The organism is Kocuria sp. CH-021, from assembly GCF_049716185.1.
Classification (GTDB): Bacteria; Actinomycetota; Actinomycetes; order Actinomycetales; family Micrococcaceae; genus Kocuria; species Kocuria cellulosilytica.
The window spans coordinates 84373-106587 of the sequence record NZ_JBNAFK010000015.1 but is presented as its reverse complement, the minus strand read 5'-3'; the positions used below and the strand labels follow the sequence as shown (position 1 = coordinate 106587).

The following is a 22215-nucleotide window of genomic DNA, read 5'->3' as shown; positions in this document are numbered from 1 at the left end:
TCTGCGCCCAACTCACCGGTTACCGGCCGGGCACCGGCCACGCTGGACAGGGGCCGGGGCGGAACCGGGGGGGGCCGGGGGGGGGCCGGGCCGGGCGGCGGGGGGGGCGGGCCCCCCCCCCCCCCCACCCCCGCACCCTCCTGCGGGCGGCGCCCACGCCGCCGGCTCGCTCGGCGCCCCGCGGCGCCCACCGCGCATCGCGCACCTCTCCACCTCCTCGCTCCGCCCCGGTTCCGTCCCGACGCCGGCACCGGGTCTCTCCCGTCACCAGGATCCCTAGGAGAACACCATGGCCAGGTCACGCACCGCCGAGCCGCCCACCACCACCCGCACCCGCCCGGAGGACGAGTACCTCGGCGCGGGCGCCAGCCTCGGCTACGGCCTGCAGCACGTGCTCACCATGTACGGCGGCATCATCGCGCCGCCCCTCATCATCGGCGGCGTCGCCGGCATGACGCCCCAGGAGCAGGGCCTGCTCATCGCGGCCTCCCTCTTCGTGGGCGGCCTCGCCACGATCCTGCAGTCCTGGGGCCTCAGGTTCTTCGGCTCGCAGCTGCCGCTCGTGCAGGGCACCTCCTTCGCCGGCGTGGCCACCATGACCGCCATCGTCCAGGGCGGCGGCGGCATCCAGGCCGTGTTCGGCGCCGTCATCGTCGCCTCCGTCATCGGCTTCCTCATCACCCCGTTCTTCGTGAGCATCATCCGCTTCTTCCCGCCGGTCGTCACCGGCGTGGTGATCACCGCCATCGGCCTCACGCTGTTCCCGGTGGCCGCCCGCTGGGCCATGGGCGGCAACGCGCAGTCCCCCGAGTACGGCTCGGTCGGCAACCTCGGGCTGGCCGGTCTGACCCTGCTGATCATCATGCTGCTCTCCAAGCTGGGCAGCGCCGCCATCTCCCGGCTCTCCATCCTCATCGGCCTGGTGCTCGGCACGGCCGCTGCCGCGGCGCTGGGGATGGCGGACTTCAGCCAGGTGCTCACCGGTGACTTCTTCGCCGTTCCCCAGCCGCTGGCCTTCGGTCCTCCCGTGTTCGAGGTGGCGGCCATCCTCTCGATGTTCATCGTCATCCTCGTGACGCTCACCGAGACCACCGCCGACATCATCGCGGTCGGCGAGATCGTCGACACGAAGGTCGGCAAGAAGCGCATCGCCGACGGCCTCCGCGCGGACATGGCCTCCTCCGCCCTGGCGCCCCTCTTCAACGGCTTCACCCAGAGCGCCTTCGCCCAGAACGTGGGGCTCGTGGCCATCACCGGCGTCAAGAGCCGCTACGTGGTCACCGCCGGCGGCTTCATCCTCGTGACCCTGGGCCTGCTGCCGGTCCTCGGCCGGGTCGTCGCGGCGGTCCCGCCGCCCGTGCTCGGCGGGGCCGGCATCGTGCTCTTCGGCAGCGTGGCCGCCTCCGGCATCCGCACCCTGGCGAAGGTGGACTTCGGCAACGGCGCCAACCTGATCATCGTGGCCACCTCCCTCGGGTTCGGCATGCTGCCGATCGCCGTTCCCGAGGTCTACGCCAACTTCCCGGCCTGGTTCGAGACGATCTTCCACTCCGGCATCAGCTCGGCGGCCGTGATGGCGATCCTGCTGAACATCCTGTTCAACGAGTTCCGCGCCGGCAACCCGCCGAGGGGCACGGGCTCCGTCTTCGCCAACGCCCCGGTGCGCGCCGTGCGCTACGAGAGCCTCGAGCACCTGCAGAACCACCTGCAGGAGGGCGACACCGTCCGGAACGGCAAGCTCGTGGACTGCGACGGCAACGAGGTTCCCGTCATCACCGCCGCCGGCGAGATCATCGACACCAGGGTCTGCAAGCCCCAGGACGGCTCCGGCGGCTCGTCCGCGCACTGATCCGCCGGCGAACCTCCACCGGTCTTCCGCGGCGCCGGAGATCCTGGCGCCGCGGGAGGCCGGTCGGACGTGCCTCTCCCGCACCCCTGACTTTCTCCACCCATGACTTTCTCCACCCATGACTTTCTCCACCCATGACCACTGAGAAAGAGTTGACGTGACCCCTGAGCACATGGTTGAACACCGCGACCGGCCGACTCCCGACGCCCCGGACAGCACATCGGCCGCAGCCGCGCAGTGGCTGGGTTCGTTCGAAAACCTCGTCGAGAAGCAGGTGCGGGAGCGGACGCAGTACCTCCTGCGGTCGTCGGCACCACGGCCCGGGTCCGCGGGCCCGGCCGCGCCGTTGGTCACCACGGACTACGTGAACACGATTCCCGTGGACCAGGAGCCGGAGTTCCCCGGTGACGAGGAGATCGAGCGCACCTACCGCCGCTGGCTGCGCTGGAACGCCGCGGTGATGGTGCACCGGGCCCAGCGCCCCGAGATCGGCGTGGGCGGGCACATCTCCACCTACGCCGGCGCGGCCACCCTCTACGAGGTCGGCTTCAACCACTTCTTCCGCGGCCCCGACCATCCCGACGGCGGGGACCAGGTCTTCTTCCAGGGCCACGCCTCCCCTGGCATGTACGCCCGGGCGTTCCTGGAGGGACGGCTCACCGAGGATCAGCTCGACGGGTTCCGGCAGGAAAAGTCCAAGGGCAACGACGGCATCCCGTCCTATCCGCACCCGCGGTCCATGCCCGACTTCTGGCAGTTCCCGACCGTGTCCATGGGCATCGGCCCGATGAACGCGATCTACCAGGCCCAGTTCAACCGGTACCTGCACCACCGCGGCATCAAGGACACCTCCGACCAGCAGGTGTGGGCGTTCCTCGGCGACGGCGAGATGGACGAGCCCGAGTCGCGCGGACTGCTGCAGCTGGCCGCCAACGAGAAGCTGGACAACCTCACCTTCGTCATCAACTGCAACCTGCAGCGCCTGGACGGGCCGGTGCGCGGCAACGGCAAGATCGTCCAGGAGCTGGAGGCCTTCTTCCGCGGCGCCGGCTGGAACGTCGTGAAGGTCCTCTGGGGACGGGAGTGGGACCCGCTTCTGGCGGCCGACACGACGGGCGAGCTCGTGCGGATCATGAACGAGACCCTCGACGGGGACTACCAGACCTTCAAGGCGGAGTCCGGCGGGTTCGTCCGCGACCACTTCTTCGGCCGGTCCACCACGACCAAGGAACTCGTCGCGGACATGCCCGACGACGAGATCTGGGCCCTCAAGCGCGGGGGCCACGACTACCGGAAGGTCTACGCGGCCTACCGTGCCGCCACCGAGTTCCGCGGCAAGCCGACGGTGGTGCTCGCGATGACGGTGAAGGGCTACGGCCTGGGCGCCTCCTTCGAGGCGCGCAACGCGACCCACCAGATGAAGAAGCTGACCCTGGAGGACCTCAAGGCCTTCCGGGACCACCTGCGCATCCCGGTCACCGACGAGCAGATCGACGACGACCTCTACGGCGCCCCGTACTACCACCCGGGCCCCGACGCCCCGGAGATCCAGTACCTGCTGGCCCGGCGCCGGGAGCTGGGCGGCGGCCTGCCCTCCCGCCGGGCCGGACACGCCCCCGTAGCGCTGCCCGACGCCGACGCCTACCGCTCGGCCAAGAAGGGCTCCGGCAAGCAGATGGCGGCCACCACCATGGCCTTCGTGCGCGTGCTGCGGGACCTGATGCGGAGCAAGGACTTCGGCCACCGGATCGTGCCCATCGTCCCCGACGAAGCCCGGACCTTCGGCATGGACTCCTTCTTCCCCACGGCGAAGATCTACAACCCCAACGGGCAGAACTACCTCTCCGTGGACCGCGAGCTCATGCTCGCCTACAAGGAGTCCCCGCAGGGCGTCCTGCTCCACCCGGGGATCAACGAGGCCGGCGCCGTCGCGGCCTTCACCGCCGCCGGCACCTCCTACGCCACCCAGGGCGAGCCCATGGTGCCGGTCTACATCTTCTACTCGATGTTCGGCTTCCAGCGCACCGGCGACTCCTTCTGGGCCGCCGCAGACCAGATGACCCGCGGGTTCATCATCGGGGCCACCGCCGGGCGCACCACGCTCACCGGCGAGGGCCTCCAGCACGCCGACGGCCACTCCCCCGTGCTCGCGGGCACGAACCCGGCCGTGCGCAGCTACGACCCGGCCTACGGCTACGAGATCGCCCACATCGTCCGGCACGGGCTGGAGCAGATGTACGGCCCGGACTCGGCGGACCCGAACGTCATGTACTACCTGACGGTCTACAACGAGCCGTACCAGCAGCCGGCCGAGCCGGAGGACGTGGACGTCGAGGGCATCGTGCGCGGCATCCACCGGGTCGCCCGCTCCGAGCGCCCCGGGCCGAAGGTCCAGCTGCTCGGCTCGGGCGTGTCGGTGCCGTGGGCCCTGCAGGCCCAGCAGGTGCTGGCCGAGGACTGGGGGGTCTCCGCCGACGTGTGGTCGGTGACCTCCTGGAACGAGCTGCGCCGCGACGGCCTGGCCGCCGAGCGGGACGCGTTCCGCACCCCGGGGGCACCGCGCCGGGTGCCGTTCGTGGCCCAGCAGCTCGCCGGGGCGGAGGGTCCCGTCATCGCCTCCACGGACTTCGTCTCGGAGCTGCCGGACCGCATCCGGCAGTACCTGCCGAACGACTTCGCGACCCTGGGCGCCGACGACTTCGGGTTCTCCGACACCCGCGCCGCGGCCCGGCGCTGGTTCCGGACGGACGTGCACTCCATCGTGGTGCGGGCGCTGCAGATGCTCGCCGACCGCGGGGAGGCGGATGCCGGTGCCCCGGCCCGGGCGTTCGAGCGCTACCGCCTGGACGAGGTCACCGCCGGCACCACCGGCAACGCAGGCGGCGACGCCTGACCCGCACGGACCGGGCACCCGACGGCTGCGCCCGCCGCCCTCACGAGGGGCAGCGGGCGCAGCCGGTGCGTGCGGGTCTCAGGCCGAGCCGGGCATCAGCTCCGCCGCGATCGCCTCGGCGGCCCGGCGCAGCACGGGCACGGCCCGGCGGCCGAAGTCCTCGTCCACCCGGGACACGGGTCCCGACACGGAGATGGCCGTGGGCGTGGGGGCGCCGGGCACCGCCATCGCGTAGCAGCGCACCCCGAGCTCGGTCTCCTCGTCGTCGATCGCGTAGCCGCGCTCCCGAATCCGGTCGAGGTCCGCGAAGAGCTCCTCGAGGGTCCCGATGCTCTTGGGAGTGGGCGTGGACATCCCCGCCGCGCCCACGATGGCGCGGACCCGTTCGTCCGGCAGGGTGGCGAGCATGGCCTTGCCCACACCGGTGTCGTGGGTGTCGGCCCGGCGGCCCACCTCCGTGAACATGCGCATGGACCGGTTGGGCTGGGCCTGGGCGATGTAGACGACCTCCTGGCCGTCGAGCACGGCCATGTTCGCCGACTCACCGAGCTCGGTCACCAGCTCGTCCAGCCGCGTGCGGGCCGCCGAACCGAACTGGCGCCCGGCGGCCTCCCCCAGCAGGATCAGCCTCGGGCCCAGCGCATAGTTCCGGTTGGGGAGCTGGCGGACGTAGCCGGAGGGCACCAGCGTGCGGAGCAGCCGGTGGATGGTGGGCAGTGGGAGCTTCACGGCGGCGGAGAGCTCGCTCAGCGACATGTCCCCACCTGCCGCGGTGATCACCTCGAGAAGCTCGAAAACGCGCTCCACCGATTGCACACCACCCGAACCGGCTCGTGTGGTCGTCGTGGTCATGGCCATCTCCCGTCGGTACGGCCCGGCCGCCTCGTGCGGCGGGCGAGATCTCGGCGGCCGGCCCCGTGACAAGTGTCACGAAAGTTCCTTGCCAACCTCGGCCGACTCCCATAATATCCATAATACGAAAGTTTCATTCCACAATGCGACTGAAATGGTCGCACCACCGCTCTTGGAGGAACCATGGCCACGCCCAGTCCCGGCTACTCGATGATCCTGCGTGTACAGGCCCCGGCCGGCCTCACCGTCACCAGCGAGCTCGCCACCGCGGCCGCTCGGGCCGGCGCGGCCGTGACCGCCCTCGACATCGTGGAGTCCCACGCAGACCACGTCGTCGTCGACGTCAGCTGCAACGTCTCCGACGCATCCCACCGCGACGAGGTGCGCGACTCCCTCGAGGCGCTCGACGGAGTCCGGGTGCGCAAGATCAGCGACCGCACGTTCCTGATCCACCTCGGCGGCAAGATCGAGGTCACCCCCCGCGTCTCGCTGCGCAACCGTGACGACCTCTCCCGCGCCTACACCCCCGGCGTGGCCCGGGTGTGCATGGCCATCCACGACAACCCCGAGGACGCCCGGCGGCTGACGATCAAGCGCAACACGGTGGCCGTGGTCACCGACGGCACCGCGGTGCTCGGGCTGGGCGACATCGGCCCCGCCGCCGCCCTGCCGGTCATGGAGGGCAAGGCGGCCCTGTTCAAGGCGTTCGCCGGCGTGGACGCCTGGCCGGTCTGCCTCGACACGACGGACACCGACGAGATCGTGCGGATCGTCAAGGCCATGGCCCCCGTCTACGGCGGGATCAACCTCGAGGACATCGCGGCCCCGCGCTGCTTCGAGATCGAGGCCCGGCTCCGCGAGGAGCTCGACATCCCCGTCTTCCACGACGACCAGCACGGCACCGCGATCGTGGCCCTGGCAGCGCTGTTCAACGCCCTGCGCGTGGTGGACAAGCAGATCGGCGACGTCAAGGTCGTGGTCTCCGGGGTGGGCGCCGCAGGGCACGCCATCATCCAGCTGCTCAAGGCCCAGGGGGTGCAGGACATCATTGCCTGCTCCCGCAAGGGCGCCATCCACCGCGGGGAGAGCTACGACGACCCGCACCGGCAGTGGATCGCCGAGAACACCAACGAGACCGGGTTCTCCGGCTCGCTCAAGGAGGCCGTGGTGGGCAGCGACGTCTTCATCGGCGTCTCCGCCCCCGACCTGCTCGACGGGGCCGACGTGGCCGCCATGAACGACCGCGCGATCGTCTTCGCCATGGCCAATCCTGACCCCGAGATCGATCCGGGCGTCGCCGCGGAGCACGCCGCGGTGGTCGCGACCGGCCGCTCGGACTTCCCGAACCAGATCAACAACGTCCTGGCCTTCCCGGGCCTGTTCCGCGGCCTGCTCGACGCCGGGGCATCCGACATCACCACCGACATGCTGGTCGCCGCCGCGCAGGCCATCGCGGACTGCGTGGCCGAGGACGAGCTCAACGCGAGCTACATCGTCCCCAGTGTCTTCGACCAGCACGTGGCACCGGCCGTGGCCGAGGCCGTGCAGCAGGCGGCCCAGCAGGACACCCGCCAGCTCGCGCCGGTGGCCGCCCGCTAGCAGCGCGGCACCGAGTCCGCACCACGGGCCGCGACGCCCACCGAACCCAGCACCGAACGGAGACCACCATGGCCATCGAGTTCACCACCCCAGCCGGCCTGGACCGCGCGAGCGAGATCCTCACCGCCGAGGCCCTCTCCTTCGTGGAGGCCCTGCACCAGAACTTCGCCGACCGCCGCGCCGAGCTGCTCGGCGCCCGGGAGCAGAACCGCCGCCGGGCCGCCGAGACCGGCGCCCTCGACTTCCTCCCGGAGACCCGGGAGATCCGCGAGGGGGACTGGACGGTCGCCCCGGCGCCGCCGGCCCTGCAGGACCGCCGGGTCGAGATGACCGGGCCCGCCTCGCCGGCCAAGATGGCGATCAACGCGCTGAACTCCGGGGCCAAGGTCTGGCTCGCCGACCTCGAGGACGCCTCGAGCCCCACGTGGCACAACCAGGTGGACGGCGTCCTCAACCTGCGCGACGCCGCCCGGGGCACCCTGAGCTTCACGTCCCCGGAGGGCAAACAGTACGCGCTGCGCCAGGACGTCCCGCTCGCCGTGGTCGTCACCCGGCCCCGCGGCTGGCACCTGCCCGAGCACAACGTCACCGTGGACGGGCAGCCGGCCGCCGGCGCGCTCGTGGACTTCGGCCTGCACTTCTTCCACACCGCGAAGCTCCTGCTGGCCAACGGGCACGGACCGTACTACTACCTGCCGAAGCTGGAGTCCCACCTCGAGGCCCGGCTGTGGAACGACGTGTTCACGTTCGCCGAGGAGCACCTGGGCATCGAGCACGGCACGATCCGGGCGACCGTGCTCATCGAGACGATCCCCGCGGCCTTCCAGATGGAAGAGATCCTCTGGGAGCTGCGCGAGCACGCCTCCGGGCTCAACGCAGGGCGCTGGGACTACCTGTTCAGCATCATCAAGTACTTCCGGGACGCCGGTGAGAAGTTCGTCCTGGCGGACCGCTCCACCATCACCATGACCGCCCCGCTGATGCGCGCCTACACCGAGCTGCTCGTGCGGACCTGCCACCGCCGCGGCGCCTTCGCGATGGGCGGCATGGCCGCCGTCATCCCGAACCGCCGGGACCAGGAGGCCACCGAGGCCGCGTTCGCCAAGGTGCGCGCGGACAAGACCCGCGAGGCCGAGGACGGCTTCGACGGGTCCTGGGTGGCCCACCCAGACCTCGTCCCGACGTGCCGGGAGGTCTTCGACCGGGTCCTCGGCGAGCGACCCAACCAGGTGGACCGGCTGCGCGAGGACGTGCAGGTGAGCGCCGAGCAGCTGCTCGATGTCGCCAGCGCCGGGCGGGTGAGCACCCAGCAGGAGCTCGCGGCCAACCTCTACGTGGCGATCCGCTACACCGCGGTGTGGCTGTCCGGCAACGGAGCCGTGGCCATCCACAACCTCATGGAGGACGCAGCCACCGCCGAGATCTCCCGCTCGCAGATCTGGCAGCAGATCCGCAACGGCGTGATCTACGAGGACACCGGCAACAGCGCGACCCGTGAGCTCGTCGCCGAGGAGCTCCAGCGGCAGAAGGAGGTTCTTCGCGGCGAGGTCGACCAGGAGTCCTACGAGGCGCACTTCGAGCCCGCGGCCGCCCTGATCGCCGACCTGGTGCTGGGCGAGGACTACGTCGACTTCCTCACCCTGCCCGCCTACGAGCTGCTCGAGCAGTCCGGCCGCGACCGGGTGGCCACGAAGTGAGCGCCGACGACCAGGGCGCCGGGACGCTGGGCACGGCCTTCCGGCAGCGCGCCGCCGAGCGGCTGGCCGGCACCGACGAGCTGCTCCGGCGGTCCTATCCGGGGGACCCGGGGACACGCCAGCCGGTGCACACCGTCTACCTCCCCGCCGACAGCTTCACCCCGGCGACCGCCCGGCAGTGGGGAGAGCGCGCCGCCGAGGCCGTGGCCGGGCTCGGAGCTGCCTCCCTCGCGGCGCAGGTCGCTCCCGAGGGTGCCGACCCCGGCCTGGTCGACCGGGTGGTCCGAGCGGTCGAGCACAAGCTCGCCACCGAGCCCATCGAGGACGTCCGTCTGGACTTCGAGGACGGCTTCGGCGACCGCGGGGACGAGGAGGAGGACGAGTGGGCCGTGCGCGCGGCGCACACCGTGGCCCTGGCCGTCCGGGAGGGCACCGCGCCGCCGTACATCGGGATCCGTTTCAAGTGCTTCGAGGCCGCCACCCGGGACCGCGGGCTGCGCACGCTCGACCTGTTCGTCACCACCCTGGTGCACGAGGGCGGACTGCGGGAGGCCGGGCACAGCGAGGACGGCCTCCCCCGCGGCCTCGTGCTCACCCTGCCCAAAGTGAGCACCCCGGAGCAGGTCGACGTCATGGTCGAGGCCTGCGAACAGCTCGAGGCGGGACTCGGTCTGCCCGCCGGGCGGCTGCGCTTCGAGGTGCAGATGGAGACCGCCCCGATGATCCTGGGAGCCGACGGCGCCTGCCCCATCCCAGCGATGCTCCACCGGACGGACGGACGGGTCGAGGCCCTGCACTACGGGACCTACGACTACTCCGACTCCCTGCAGATCGCCGCCCAGTACCAGTCCATGGAGCACCCGGCCGCCGACCACGCCAAGGCCGTCATGCAGGTCGCCGTGGCCGGCACCGGGGTGCGGCTCTCCGACGGCTCCACGAACATCCTGCCCACCGGGAACGAGCAGCAGAAGCTGGCCGCCTGGCGGCTGCACGCCCGCCTGGTGCGCCGCTCCCTGGAGCGGGGCTACTACCAGGGCTGGGACCTGCACGCGCACCAGCTGCCCACCCGCTACCTCGCCACGTACTTCTTCTACCGCGAGGGCTTCCCCCCGGCGGCGCTGCGGTTGAAGAACTACGTGCACGGCATCGAGTCGGAGATCATGGACGAGCCCGCCACGGCCCGCGCCCTGGCCCGCTTCGTCCACCGCGGCGTGCTGTGCGGCGCGATCTCCGGGGAGGAGCTCGAGCAGAGCGCCGGCATCGGCGAGCACGAGCTCTTCTCTCTGGCCCATCCCAAGGCCGCGGCACCGGCCGCATCGACCACCGGAGGCGACTTCAGATGACCGAGACCACCTACCACGCACCGCACGGCGGCCACCCCGACCAGACCCAGCTGCTCACGGACCGGGCGATGTTCACGGAGGCCTACGCGGTGATCCCGCGCGGGACCATGCGGGACATCGTCACCAGCCGGCTCCCGTTCTGGGAGGACACCCGGGTCTGGGTGCTCGCGCGGCCCCTGTCCGGCTTCGCGGAGACCTTCTCGCAGTACATCGTGGAGGTCGGCCCCGGCGGCGGCAGCGACCGGCCCGAGACGGAGTCCGGCGTGGAGGGCGTGCTCTTCCTCATGGAGGGTGCGCTCGTCCTGACCGTCGACGGGGAGGAGCACGAGCTCTCCCCCGGCGGCTACGCGTTCCTCCCGCCGGAGTGCGAGTGGACCGTGCGCAATCCCGGCGGGGAACCCGCCCGTCTGCACTGGATCCGCAAGGCCTACGAGTACGTGCAGGGCATCGAGGTGCCGGAGCCGTTCGTCACCAACGAGCAGGAGGTCGAGCCGACGGCCATGCCGGGGACCGACGGCAAGTGGGCGACCACCCGCTTCGTGGACCCGGACGACGTCCGGTACGACATGCACGTGACGATCGTGACCTTTGAGCCGGGCGCGGTGATCCCCTTCGCCGAGACCCACGTCATGGAGCACGGGCTCTACGTCCTCGAGGGCAAGGCCGTCTACCGGCTCAACCAGGACTGGGTCGAGGTGGAGGCCGGCGACTTCATGTGGCTGCGGGCGTTCTGCCCCCAGGCCTGCTACGCGGGCGGGCCCGGCCGCTTCCGGTACCTCCTCTACAAGGACGTCAACCGGCAGATGAAGCTGCGCTGACCGGACGGCGATCCCGTCCCCACCGACCGGACCCCGTGCCGCCCTGCCACCGCGGCGGCACGGGGTCCTCCCATGCCATCCGACCCTCCCCCAGTGTTTCCACATGCCGAAATAATGTTTCCAATAAGGGATTGACCTGCATCACAGCGGGCCGTACGCTGTTTCATAAGACAGAAGCCGACTTCCACATCTCGAAATAAGTGGGGGTCCCGTGCGAACCAGGAGGATCCAGATGTCCTACACCGTGAACTGCTCCATCCTTCTCACCGACCTGCCCCTGCTCGAGCGGCCGGCCGCGGCGAAGGCCGCCGGCTTCGACGCGGTCGAGTTCTGGTGGCCCTTCGCCGAGTCCGTGCCCGCGGACCGCGACGTCGACGCCTTCGTGGACGCGATCCGGGACGCCGGGGTGCAGCTGAGCGGGCTGAACTTCAACGCCGGCGACATGCCGGGCGGGGACCGGGGACTCGTGTCCTGGAAGGGCCGCTGCGACGAGTTCAAGGACAACGTCGCCGTGGTCGCCGCGATCGGCGAGCGCACCGGGTGCAGGGCCTTCAACGCCCTCTACGGCAACCGCCGGCCCGAGCACTCCCCGGAGGCCCAGGACGAGCTGGCGGTGCGCAACCTCGTGGCCGCCGCGGAGGGCGTGGCCCGGATCGGCGGGACCGTGCTGCTGGAACCCGTCTCCGGCACCGAGGCCTACCCCCTGAAGACCGCCCAGGACGCCCTCGACGTCATCGCGAAGGTCCAGCAGGCCGGCGCGGACAACATCAGGCTGCTCGCCGACTTCTACCACCTGTCGGTCAACGGCGACGACGTCGCCGCCGTCATCGAGAAGCACGCCGCGGACTTCGGCCACATCCAGATCGCCGACGCCCCCGGCCGCAACGAGCCCGGCACCGGCGAGCTCCCGCTCCAGCAGTGGGTCGAGCGCAGCCGGGAGCTCGGCTACACCGGCTGGGTGGGCCTCGAGTACAAGGCGTCGCAGCAGGACCCCTTCGCCTGGACCTCGGCGTGGTCCGCCGCCCGCGCCGGCGCCTGACGCCCCTCCTCCCCCGCTCCTGCCACCACCGCCCGTCGCACGCACCGCACGGGCCCCCACAGTGAGGACTCCCACCATGACCAACGTCACCGTCATCGGACTCGGCATCATGGGCCTGCCCATGGCCAAGAACCTCGTCAAGGCCGGCTACGACGTCGTCGGCTACAACCGCTCGCAGGACAAGATCGACCAGCTCGTCGAGGCCGGCGGCCAGGGCGCGTCCAGCGTGGCCGAGTCGGTGGCGAACGCCGACGTCGTGATCACGATGGTCCCGGACTCCCCGGACGTCGAGGGCGTCGTGACCGGCGAGGACGGCGTCTTCGCCCACGCCCCGAAGGGCACCGTCTGGATCGACGCGAGCTCCATCCGCCCGGACGTCGCCGCCCGCCTGTCGCGGGAGGCCGTCGAGCACGGCCTGCGCCCGCTGGACGCCCCGGTGTCCGGCGGCGAGCAGGGCGCCGTCGACGCCGTGCTCTCGATCATGGTCGGCGGCGAGGCCGCGGACTTCGAGGCCGCCCGCCCGGTGCTCGAGGCCGTCGGCAGGACCATCGTGCACGTGGGCCCCGCCGGCTCCGGGCAGACCGTCAAGGCCGCCAACCAGCTGATCGTGGCCGGCAACATCCAGCTGCTCGCGGAGGCCGTCGTCTTCCTCGAGGCCTACGGCGTGGACACGGACGCCGCGCTGAAGGTCCTCGGCGGCGGCCTGGCCGGGTCCAAGGTCCTGGACCAGAAGGGCCAGAAGATGCTGGACCGCAACTTCGACCCGGGCTTCCGGCTGCAGCTGCACCACAAGGACATGGGCATCGTGACCTCCGCCGCCCGCGAGGCCGGCGTGGCCGTGCCGCTCGGCGCCATCGTCGCCCAGCTCGTGGCCGCCACCGTCAACAAGGGCGACGGCGGACTCGACCACTCGGGTCTGTTCAAGCTCGTCGAGGAGCTCTCCGGCCGCTCCGGCCGCTGACCTGCCCCACCCCGCCCCACCGCTTCCCGACCCGATCCCGGGTCCTGCTTCCAAGGAGTTCATCATGGCCAGAATGCGCACGGTCGACGCCGTCGTCGCCATCCTCGAGAAGGAGGGCGCCACCGAGGCCTTCGGCCTGCCCGGCGCCGCCATCAACCCGTTCTACTCCGCGATGCGCGCCCACGGCGGCATCCGGCACACCCTCGCCCGGCACGTCGAGGGCGCCTCGCACATGGCCGACGGCTACACCCGCGCCGCCCCCGGCAACATCGGGATCTGCGTGGGCACGTCCGGTCCCGCCGGCACCGACATGATCACCGGCCTCTACGCCGCGTGGGCGGACTCCGTCCCGATCCTGTGCATCACCGGCCAGGCCCCCGTGGCCAAGCTGCACAAGGAGGACTTCCAGGCCGTGGACATCTCCACGATCGCCGCGCCGGTCACCAAGATGGCCATGACGGTGCTGGAGCCGGGCCAGGTGCCCGGGGCGTTCCAGAAGGCCTTCTACCTCATGCGCTCGGGCCGGCCCGGACCAGTGCTGCTGGACCTCCCCCTGGACGTGCAGCTCGCCGAGATCGAGTTCGACATCGACGTCTACGAGCCCCTGGCCGTGCACCGCCCCGCGGCGACCCGCGCGCAGGCCGAGAAGGTCCTGGACATGCTCTCCTCCGCCCAGCGCCCGCTCATCGTGGCCGGCGGCGGCATCATCAACGCCGACGCCTCCGCGCAGCTGGTCGAGCTCGCCGAGCTGCTGGACGTGCCGGTGATCCCGACCCTCATGGGCTGGGGCGCCATCCCGGACGACCACCCGCTGATGGCCGGGATGGTGGGGCTGCAGACCTCCCACCGCTACGGCAACGCGACGTTCCTGGAGTCCGACTTCGTGCTCGGCATCGGCAACCGCTGGGCCAACCGGCACACCGGCGGCCTGGACACCTACACCCGGGGCCGCACGTTCGTGCACATCGACATCGAGCCCACCCAGATCGGGCGCGTCTTCTCCCCCGACCTCGGCATCGTCTCCGACGCCGGCGCGGCCCTGGAGGTCCTCCTCGAGGTCGCCCGGGAGCGGAAGGAGCGGTTCGCCGTGCCGGACTGGTCCGTGTGGGTCAAGGACTGCGCCCAGCGCAAGGGCTCCATGCAGCGCAAGACGCACTTCACGCAGGTCCCGGTCAAGCCGCAGCGCGTCTACGAGGAGATGAACTCCGTCTTCGGCACGGACGTCACCTACGTCTCCACGATCGGGCTCTCCCAGATCGCCGGCGGCCAGTTCCTGCACGTGCACGGCCCCCGCCAGTGGATCAACGCCGGCCAGGCGGGCCCCCTGGGCTGGACCGGGCCCGCCGCCCTCGGCGTCGTCCGGGGCAAGCCCGAGGCCACCGTGGTAGCCCTCTCCGGCGACTACGACTTCCAGTTCATGATCGAGGAGCTGGCCGTCGGGGCGCAGTTCAACCTTCCCTACATCCACGTGGTGGTGAACAATTCCTACCTGGGCCTGATCCGCCAGTCCCAGAGAGGGTTCAAGATGGAGCAGAACGTCTCCCTGGCGTTCGAGAACATCAACTCCCCGGAGACCCAGGGCTACGGGGTGGACCACCTGAAGGTCGTGGAGGGCCTAGGCTGCAAGGCCCTGCGCGTGACCGACCCCGAGAAGCTGCGGGAGGCCTTCGACCAGGCCGGCGCCCTCCTGGAGGAGCACCGGGTGCCCGTGGTCGTGGAGGTCATCCTGGAGAAGGTCACCAACATCTCCATGGGGACCGAGATCGACAACGTGGTCGAGTTCGAGGAGCTCGCCGCCCGCGGCGCGGACGCCCCGACCGCGATCGCCCTGCTCGACTGATCCCCGTCCGCACACAACAGGAGGAACGACCGTGCGCATCGTCGTCGCCCCGGACAAGTTCAAGGGCTCGCTGGAAGCCACCGACGTGGTGGAGCACCTCGCAGCGGGGATCCGGTCCGTGGAGCCGTCCGCCGCGGTCGTGGCCGTCCCGGTGGCCGACGGCGGCGAGGGCACCCTCGACGCCGCCGTCGGCGCCGGGTTCACCGCCTGCTCCGCCACCGTGACCGGTCCCGTCGGGGACCCCGTCGAGGCAGGGTTCGCCCTGCTGGACCGGACCGCGGTGGTGGAGATGGCCCTGGCCTCGGGACTGGCCGCCCTCCCGGTGGACGAGCACGGCGATCCCGTGCTCGACGCCGGGGGCGCCACCAGCCGCGGCACCGGTGAGCTGATCCGCGCCGCCCTCGACGCCGGAGCCACCCGGATCGTCCTGGGAGTGGGCGGCAGCGCCTGCACCGACGGCGGTGCCGGGCTGCTCCAGGGCCTCGGCGCGCGCCTGCTGGACGACGAGGGCGCCGAGCTGGGCCGCGGAGGCGCCGAGCTCGCCCGGCTGGCCCGGGTCGACCTCGCCGGGCTGGACCCCCGGGTGCGGGACGCACGGTTCGTCCTGGCCGCGGACGTGGACAACCCGCTCACGGGGGCCAACGGCGCGGCCGCCGTGTTCGGCCCGCAGAAGGGCGCCGGCCCGGAGCTCGTGGCATCCCTCGACGCCGCGCTGACGGTCTTCCGGGACCGGCTGGCGGACGCCCTGGGCCCGGCCGCCCTGGCCGCGGCCGCGTCGCCCGGCGCCGGGGCCGCCGGCGGCGTGGGCTATGCGGCCCTCGCCGTGCTCGGGGCCCAGCGCCGCCCGGGCATCGACGTGGTCCTGGAGTTCGTGGGCCTCGCCGACCGGATGGCGGGCACGGACCTCGTGGTCACCGGGGAGGGCAGCCTCGACGAGCAGTCGCTCGGCGGCAAGACCCCCATGGGGGTCGCCGCCACGGCGCACGCCGCCGGCGTGCCGGTGGTGGCCGTGTGCGGCCGCACCACCCTGGACGAGGAGACCCGCCGGGCCGCGGGTTTCGTGCGCACCTATGCCCTGGCCGAGCTCGAGCCGGACCCGCGGGTCAGCATGCGCGAGGCCGGCAGGCTGCTCGAGCAGGTGGGCGCCCGCCTCGCCCGCGATCTCCCCGGCCTGCTCACCGGGACCCGACCCAACTGACGACCCGGCGGCCGGTGCGGACGCCGATGACGAGGAGGAGCTCCGACATGACGGAGAAGAAGACGCCGCAGCAGCCGGAGACCCCCGGCCGGGGCGGGCAGCAGAGCGACGAGCAGGGGCACCGGCCGGACCCGCGGCAACCGCCCGCGGAGCCCGGCCGGGGCGCGGACGGCACCGCTGACGCCGCCGGGCGTGCGCAGCAGCTGAGCGAGGACCCCGCGGCGATCGCCCGGGAGGACTCCGCCCGCGCGGCCACCAAGCCCGCCTCCGCCCGGAGCGCCTACGAGGCCGAGCAGGCGCACAAGCTGGACGTGCGCCACGACGTCAACGACCCCGAGCGCGTCCGCCGGCTGATCGCCGACTACCAGCGGGAGCACGGCATCCCCGCCGATGCCGCCGACGCCCCCCGCCCGGACTCGGAGAGCGCCGACGCGGACGGCCACCGCGAGTTCGACCTCGTGGTGCGCGGCCGGAACGTCTCCTGCGGCGACCACTTCGCCCCGCGCGAGGTCGGCGTGCGCAACGGCAGGATCGTGGCCATCGAACCCCTCGGCGCCGGCCTGGCGGGCCGCGAGGTCGTGGAACTGGCCGAGGACGAGCACCTGCTGCCCGGCCTGGTGGACACCCACGTGCACATCAACGAGCCCGGCCGCACCGAGTGGGAGGGGTTCGCCTCCGCGACCCGCGCCGCCGCCGCCGGGGGCGTCACCACGGTCCTGGACATGCCGCTCAACTCCGTCCCGGCGACGGTCAACGTGCCGGCCCTCGAGTACAAGCGGCTCTTCGCCCAGAACAACGTCTTCGTGGACGTCGGCTTCTGGGGCGGGGCCATCCCCGGCAACAAGCCCGACCTGCGCGAGCTGCACGACGACGGCGTCTTCGGCTTCAAGTGCTTCCTGCTGCACTCCGGGGTGGACGAGTTCCCCCACCTCGAGGCCGACGAGATGGAGGAGGACCTCGCCGAGATCAAGACGTTCGACTCGCTGATGATCGTGCACGCCGAGGACTCCCGGGCCATCGACCGTGCCCCGCGGCCCGAGGGGGACGTGTACGAGAACTTCCTCAGGTCCCGCCCGCGCGGCGCCGAGAACCTGGCCATCGCCGAGGTCATCGAGCGCACCCGCTGGACCGGCGCCCGCTCCCACATCCTGCACCTGTCCTCCTCGGACGCCCTGCCCATGCTCGCCACCGCGAAGCGGGACGGCCTGGACATCACGGTGGAGACCTGCCCGCACTACCTCACCCTGCTCGCCGAGGAGGTGCCCAACGGCGCCACCGCCTTCAAGTGCTGCCCGCCGGTGCGGGAGGTCGGCAACCGCGAGCTGCTGTGGGAGGGTCTGATCGACGGCACCATCGACTTCATCGTCTCCGACCACTCCCCCTCGACCCTGGACCTGAAGGACCTCGACAACGGCGACTTCGGGGTGGCCTGGGGCGGGGTCTCCTCCTTGCAGCTGGGTCTGTCCCTGATCTGGACCGAGGCCCGTCGCCGCGGAGTAGACCTAGGCCGCGTGGTGGAGTGGATGTCGACGAGGCCCGCCCAGCGGGCCGGCCTCCGCTCCAAGGGCAGGCTGTCCCTGGGCTATGACGCCGATCTGGTGGTCTTCGCACCCGACGACGCCTTCGTCGTGGACGCCGGGAAGCTGCACCACAAGAACCCCATCACCCCGTACCAGGGCAAGGCGCTGTCCGGAAGAGTGCGCAGGACCTTCGTGCGGGGCACCGCCGTGGACTTCGAGACACCGCACGGCCGACTCCTCCGGCGCGGGGAGAACTGACCGGACGCCGGACGGGCCCGTCGTCGTCGGGGCCCGGACGGTTGAAGGCGAACATCCGCCGGTGCTACGGTCACCGGGACCGCGGGAGCGGTCTCCTGGATCAGCAGACAGGACCTCACTGAGCTGGCGGCGCCGCGTGCCGCCCTCGGAGCACACGAGGCGCACGGCGCCGGTGACGAGACCTGCGACCGATCGGAGAACCCTGTGCGTCCCCACACCGCGAACCCCGGCTCCCACCTGCTGTGGCTGCGCGAGCCCCTGGCCCTGTACACCGGCGAGGACGCCTCCGCGGACACGGCCGGCGGTGTCGTGGTGGACACCGACTCCGGCACCGTGGTGGAGCTGGTCCCGGCCGGCGGAGTCCCGACCGTTCCGTGCGCGGTCCTCGACGCCCGGGAGCACGTGGTGGTGCCCGGGCTGATCAACACGCACCACCACTTCTACCAGACGCTCACGCGCGCCTGGGCGCCCGTGGTCAGCGTCCCCCTGTTCCCGTGGCTGCGGGACCTCTACCCCGTGTGGGCCCGCCTGCGCCCCCGCGACCTGCAGCTCGCGACCACGGTGGCGATGGCGGAGCTGCTGCTCTCGGGCTGCACCACGGCGGCCGACCACCACTACCTGTTCCCCGGCGGCATGGAGCACTCGATCGACGTGCAGGTCGAGGCCGCCCGGAGCCTCGGCATGCGGGCGGTCCTCTCCCGGGGGTCCATGAGCCTGGGCGAGCGCGACGGCGGGCTGCCCCCGCAGCAGACGGTGCAGGAGGCGGAGACGATCCTCGCCGACAGCGCACGCCTGGTGGGGACCTACCACGAGCGCGGCGACGGCGCCCGGACCCAGATCGCCCTGGCCCCGTGCTCACCGTTCTCGGTGACGCGGGAGATCATGCGGGACACCGCCGTGCTGGCCGGCGAGCTGGACGTGCGGCTGCACACCCACCTCGCCGAGACCATCGACGAGGAGGACTTCTGCCGGGAGCGCTTCGGGCTGCGGACGGTCGACTACCTCGAGTCCACGGGCTGGCTCACCGACCGGACGTGGCTGGCCCACGGCATCCACTTCGACGACGCCGAGGTGGTCCGCCTGGGCGCGGCCGGGGTGGGCGTGGCCCACTGCCCCACGTCCAACATGCGCCTGGCCTCCGGGATCTGCCGGGCCGTGGAGCTCGAGGAGGCCGGAGCCCCCGTGGGGCTCGGGGTGGACGGGTCCGCCTCCAACGACGCCTCCAACCTGGTGCAGGAGGTCCGGCAGGCCCTGTACGTGCAGCGGCTGCGCTACGGGGCGGAGGCCGTGACCCCGGAGCGGGCCCTCGGCTGGGCGACGCGCGGCTCCGCGCGCCTGCTCGGGCGCCCGGACCTCGGTGTGCTGCGCCCGGGCGCCCAGGCGGACCTCGCGATGTTCCGGCTGGACGGGCTGCGCTTCTCCGGCGCCCACGACCCGCTCTCCGCGCTGCTGCTGTGCGGCGCGGAGCGCGCGGACCGGGTGATGGTGGGCGGGCGCTGGCTCGTGGAGGACGGTGCGATCGCCGGTCTGGACGTGGAGGCGCTCACCGCCGAGCACTCCGCGGCGGCCCGCCGCCTGGTGAACGCCTGAAGCTCCCGGCCCCGCCGGGCGCGGCGCTCGCGGACCGGGCCCGGGCGGGGCGCCGCGGCCCGGTGGCAGCAAGCTGATCGGGCCGGCCCGGACACCGTCGCAGGGCGTTCCCCGCCTCCGCCCGGCGGTGTGCCGGGCGGAGGCGGGGAACGCCCCTGGTCGAGGCCTCGCAGGTGGGGTGCGGGCGCTCAGGCCGTCGCGTCCTTGGCGGCGAGGACCGTCCGGATCTGCCCCGTGTGCGTGATCTCCCCGTCGTCGATCATCCTCCGGACGTCGTCGAAGTGGTGCTCCGCCACGACCGCCACCTCGGCTCCGTCGCTGTCCACCACGGCACCGCCCTGGATCCGGTCGCCCTCCCGCAGGTGCGCCAGGGTGTCCGCCCGGACGACCCGCACCGGAGCCGCCGCCATGACGGATTGGTGCCGGGAGTTGCCGGCGGTCAGCTCGTTGAACAGCAGGTTGAGGGCGATGGCCACGAGCGCCGCGGCGCTGATCCCCGAACCGAGGATGGTCTGGGTCCAGGACGGGAATCCGGCGTAGAACTGTGGTGCGGCCACGGGGATGAGGCCGAAGGCGAAGGCGACCGCCACGATGACGAGGTTCATCGAGTTGTTGAAGTTCACCTTGGCCAGCGTGCGGACCCCGGACGAGGCCACCGTGCCGAAGAGCACGATCGACGCACCGCCCAGCACCGGGGTGGGAATGGCCGCGACGACCTCGCCGATGACGGGGAACAGCCCCAGCCCCACCATGATGACGCCGGCGGCCGTGACCACGAAGCGGCTGCGGACGCCCGTCACCGCGACGAGGCCCACGTTGGCGGCGAAGGCCGTCTGGGTGAACGAGTTGAGCAGCGGCGCCCCCGCGGAGGAGAGCATGTCCGCCCGCAGGCCGTTGGCCACGCGCTTCGAGTCGACCTTGGCCCCCGTGATCTCGCCCACCGCGAGGATGTCCGCCGTGGTCTCGGTCATCGTCACGAGCACCACGATGAGCATCGAGATGATCGAGGCGACCTCGAAGGTCGGGGGTCCGAAGGCCAGGGGCGTCGGGAAGGTGACGATGCCCCCCTCGCCCACACCGGAGAAGTCCACCATCCCCATCGCGTGGGCGATCACCGTGCCGAGGACGAAGGAGAGCAGGATGGACAGGCGGGAGATCATTCCGACGCCCACCTTGGACAGCACCAGCACGATGAGCAGGGTGATCCCCGCGAGCGCGAGGCTGCGGGGGTCGGCGGCGCCTCCGTCCCCGGCGCCGGCGGCCCAGGAGATCGCGACCGGCAGCAGGGAGATGCCGATGACCGTGATCACCGTTCCGGTGACCACGGGTGGGAACAGCCGCAGGACGCGGGAGAACGCGCCGGCGAGCAGGAAGCCCACCACCGAGGAGACGAGCACGGCCCCGAAGATGGTGGTCAGGTCGTTGCCCCCGGCCAGGATCGCGAGCATGGGGGCGACCCCGGCGAAGGACACCCCCTGCACGAGCGGCAGCCTGGAGCCGAGGAAGGGCGCCCCGAAGCTCTGCAGGACGGTGGCGACCCCGCCCATGAGCAGGCAGGAGCTGATGAGGAGGGCGATCTCCTCGCCGGAGAGTCCGGCGGCCTGCCCGATGATGAGGGGGACGGCCACGATGGCGCCGTACATGGTGAGGACGTGCTGGAAGCCGTAGGCGGTGGTGCGTCCTAGCGGCAGCCGCTCGTCCTCCGGTCCGGGCGCGGGCGCCGGGCGCCCACGGCGGCTCGTGCGGGCCGGGGTCGTGCGGGCGTCCGCCGCGCGGGCGTCGGTCGGACGGTCAGGTGTGGTCGATGACATGGAAGGAGCCTCCTTCAGCGCGCAGGCGTCGGCTCTGCTACGCAAGGTCCGGCGATCCTCTGTTTTTCCCGGGCCGTCCGTTGCCGGCGGGTCTCCCGTGAAGTGTCCAGATCTGGTGGTCCCGGTAGGAGCCGACCGGGGCGGCGGGGTGCTCGGATCAGTACGCGGTGCGCTGGGCGTTGCCGGCCCAGGCCTCGAACGGTTCCGTGCGCGTGGCGAGGGCGACGTGGCGGACCGGAAGGGCCCGGTCCCGCTCCTGCGCGCTCCGGGCGAAGAACTCGTAGAACTCGGCGTCGTCGAATCCGCCGGCCGCGGCGTCGTGCCGGTCGGCGGCGAAGTACACCGCGTCCAGCCGGGCCCACAGCGAGGCCGAGAGGCACAGCGGGCACGGTTCGCAGCTGGTGTAGAGCACGGCGCCGCTGAGGTCGAAGGTCCCCAGCTCGCGGCAGGCGCTGCGGATGGCCATGACCTCCGCGTGCGCCGTGGGGTCGTGGTCCGCCGTCACGCGGTTGACGGCGGGGAACTCCCGCCCGTCCGCGGTCACGACGACGGCGCCGAACGGCCCGCCGTCGCCGGCGGCGTTCTCCGCCGCGAGCTCGACGGCACGTTCCAGGTGGACCTGGGTGCGCGGAGTGGTTTCGTGGATGGTCGACATGATGCTCAGGTCCTCACGGATCGTGGGGGAACCCGAGAAACGGCTTGTCCGTCGGCAGGCCCGCCCGGCTGTCAGATCATGCCCGGTAGATAGCCCCGGTCGATCGGGGCCCGCCTTTGGCTGAGGCCAACCTAGAGGAGATCCACGTGACCTACAACACATTGTGGAAGAATTCTTCCAGATCCACCCTGACCCGGTGGTGGCGACCGTTCTCTTGCGGCCCCGTCACGGCGTGGTTATGGTGTGACTCAGCCTACGGCGGGTCCTCGAGCGGACTATCTACCGGGCGAGC

At 71.9% G+C, this 22215-nt stretch carries 15 protein-coding genes; 12 read left to right on the top strand and 3 right to left on the bottom strand.

All coding sequences use genetic code 11. The annotated features are described in order from the left end of the window. Positions 1–289: 289 nt before the first annotated feature. Both ACPYN7_RS12835 and aceE read left to right on the top strand, forming a co-directional pair. Complete coding sequence (locus ACPYN7_RS12835; protein WP_424347902.1) at positions 290–1849, top strand: nucleobase:cation symporter-2 family protein; 1560 nt, start codon at positions 290–292, stop codon at positions 1847–1849. A 172-nt stretch (positions 1850–2021) separates the two neighbouring features. Continuing rightward, the gene (aceE, locus tag ACPYN7_RS12830; protein ID WP_424347904.1) at positions 2022–4742 is read left to right on the top strand and encodes a pyruvate dehydrogenase (acetyl-transferring), homodimeric type; all 2721 of its coding nucleotides are present in this window, start codon (positions 2022–2024) and stop codon (positions 4740–4742) included. Between the two features lie 78 nt (positions 4743–4820). On the opposite strand, the gene ACPYN7_RS12825 is transcribed toward aceE, so the two are convergent. Further along, positions 4821–5594 (bottom strand): IclR family transcriptional regulator, encoded by a 774-nt coding sequence (locus ACPYN7_RS12825; RefSeq protein WP_424347901.1) that lies wholly within the window; start codon positions 5592–5594, stop codon positions 4821–4823. A 183-nt stretch (positions 5595–5777) separates the two neighbouring features. Here ACPYN7_RS12825 and ACPYN7_RS12820 point away from each other — a divergent pair, with 183 nt between their 5' ends. The 10 genes from ACPYN7_RS12820 to ACPYN7_RS12775 all read left to right on the top strand — a co-directional run bounded on the left by ACPYN7_RS12820 (position 5778) and on the right by ACPYN7_RS12775 (position 19457). Next, positions 5778–7193: an NAD-dependent malic enzyme gene (locus tag ACPYN7_RS12820; RefSeq protein WP_424347900.1), complete on the top strand. Its 1416-nt coding sequence runs from the start codon at positions 5778–5780 to the stop codon at positions 7191–7193. Between the two features lie 68 nt (positions 7194–7261). Continuing rightward, on the top strand, positions 7262–8890 hold the full coding sequence (gene aceB, locus ACPYN7_RS12815; protein WP_424347899.1) for a malate synthase A: 1629 nt from the start codon (positions 7262–7264) through the stop codon (positions 8888–8890). Next, a complete protein-coding gene (locus ACPYN7_RS12810) occupies positions 8887–10233 on the top strand; it encodes a DUF6986 family protein (protein WP_424347898.1) in 1347 nt (448 codons plus the stop codon). The genes aceB and ACPYN7_RS12810 overlap by 4 nt, the downstream gene beginning before the upstream one ends. Then, a complete protein-coding gene (locus ACPYN7_RS12805) occupies positions 10230–11051 on the top strand; it encodes a bifunctional allantoicase/(S)-ureidoglycine aminohydrolase (RefSeq protein WP_424347897.1) in 822 nt (273 codons plus the stop codon). Before ACPYN7_RS12810 ends, ACPYN7_RS12805 begins: the two co-directional genes overlap by 4 nt. Positions 11052–11283: 232 nt before the next feature. Continuing rightward, on the top strand, positions 11284–12090 hold the full coding sequence (locus ACPYN7_RS12800) for a hydroxypyruvate isomerase family protein (RefSeq protein WP_424347896.1): 807 nt from the start codon (positions 11284–11286) through the stop codon (positions 12088–12090). Positions 12091–12166: 76 nt separating this feature from the next. Beyond that, positions 12167–13051, top strand: a complete 885-nt coding sequence (locus ACPYN7_RS12795; RefSeq protein WP_058873132.1) for a 2-hydroxy-3-oxopropionate reductase — start codon at positions 12167–12169, stop codon at positions 13049–13051. 64 nt (positions 13052–13115) lie between these two features. Beyond that, the gene (gene gcl, locus ACPYN7_RS12790; protein WP_058873131.1) at positions 13116–14891 is read left to right on the top strand and encodes a glyoxylate carboligase; all 1776 of its coding nucleotides are present in this window, start codon (positions 13116–13118) and stop codon (positions 14889–14891) included. Between the two features lie 31 nt (positions 14892–14922). Further along, on the top strand, positions 14923–16089 hold the full coding sequence (locus tag ACPYN7_RS12785) for a glycerate kinase (protein WP_424347895.1): 1167 nt from the start codon (positions 14923–14925) through the stop codon (positions 16087–16089). 458 nt (positions 16090–16547) lie between these two features. Next, on the top strand, positions 16548–17867 hold the full coding sequence (allB, locus tag ACPYN7_RS12780) for an allantoinase AllB (RefSeq protein WP_058873252.1): 1320 nt from the start codon (positions 16548–16550) through the stop codon (positions 17865–17867). Between the two features lie 204 nt (positions 17868–18071). Continuing rightward, on the top strand, positions 18072–19457 hold the full coding sequence (locus tag ACPYN7_RS12775) for an 8-oxoguanine deaminase (RefSeq protein WP_424347894.1): 1386 nt from the start codon (positions 18072–18074) through the stop codon (positions 19455–19457). Positions 19458–19645: 188 nt separating this feature from the next. Here ACPYN7_RS12775 and ACPYN7_RS12770 read toward each other — a convergent pair whose 3' ends face one another. Both ACPYN7_RS12770 and ACPYN7_RS12765 read right to left on the bottom strand, forming a co-directional pair. Beyond that, complete coding sequence (locus ACPYN7_RS12770) at positions 19646–21268, bottom strand: nucleobase:cation symporter-2 family protein (RefSeq protein WP_424347893.1); 1623 nt, start codon at positions 21266–21268, stop codon at positions 19646–19648. Positions 21269–21425: 157 nt separating this feature from the next. Beyond that, a complete protein-coding gene (locus tag ACPYN7_RS12765) occupies positions 21426–21923 on the bottom strand; it encodes a nucleoside deaminase (protein WP_058873127.1) in 498 nt (165 codons plus the stop codon). Positions 21924–22215: the final 292 nt, after the last annotated feature.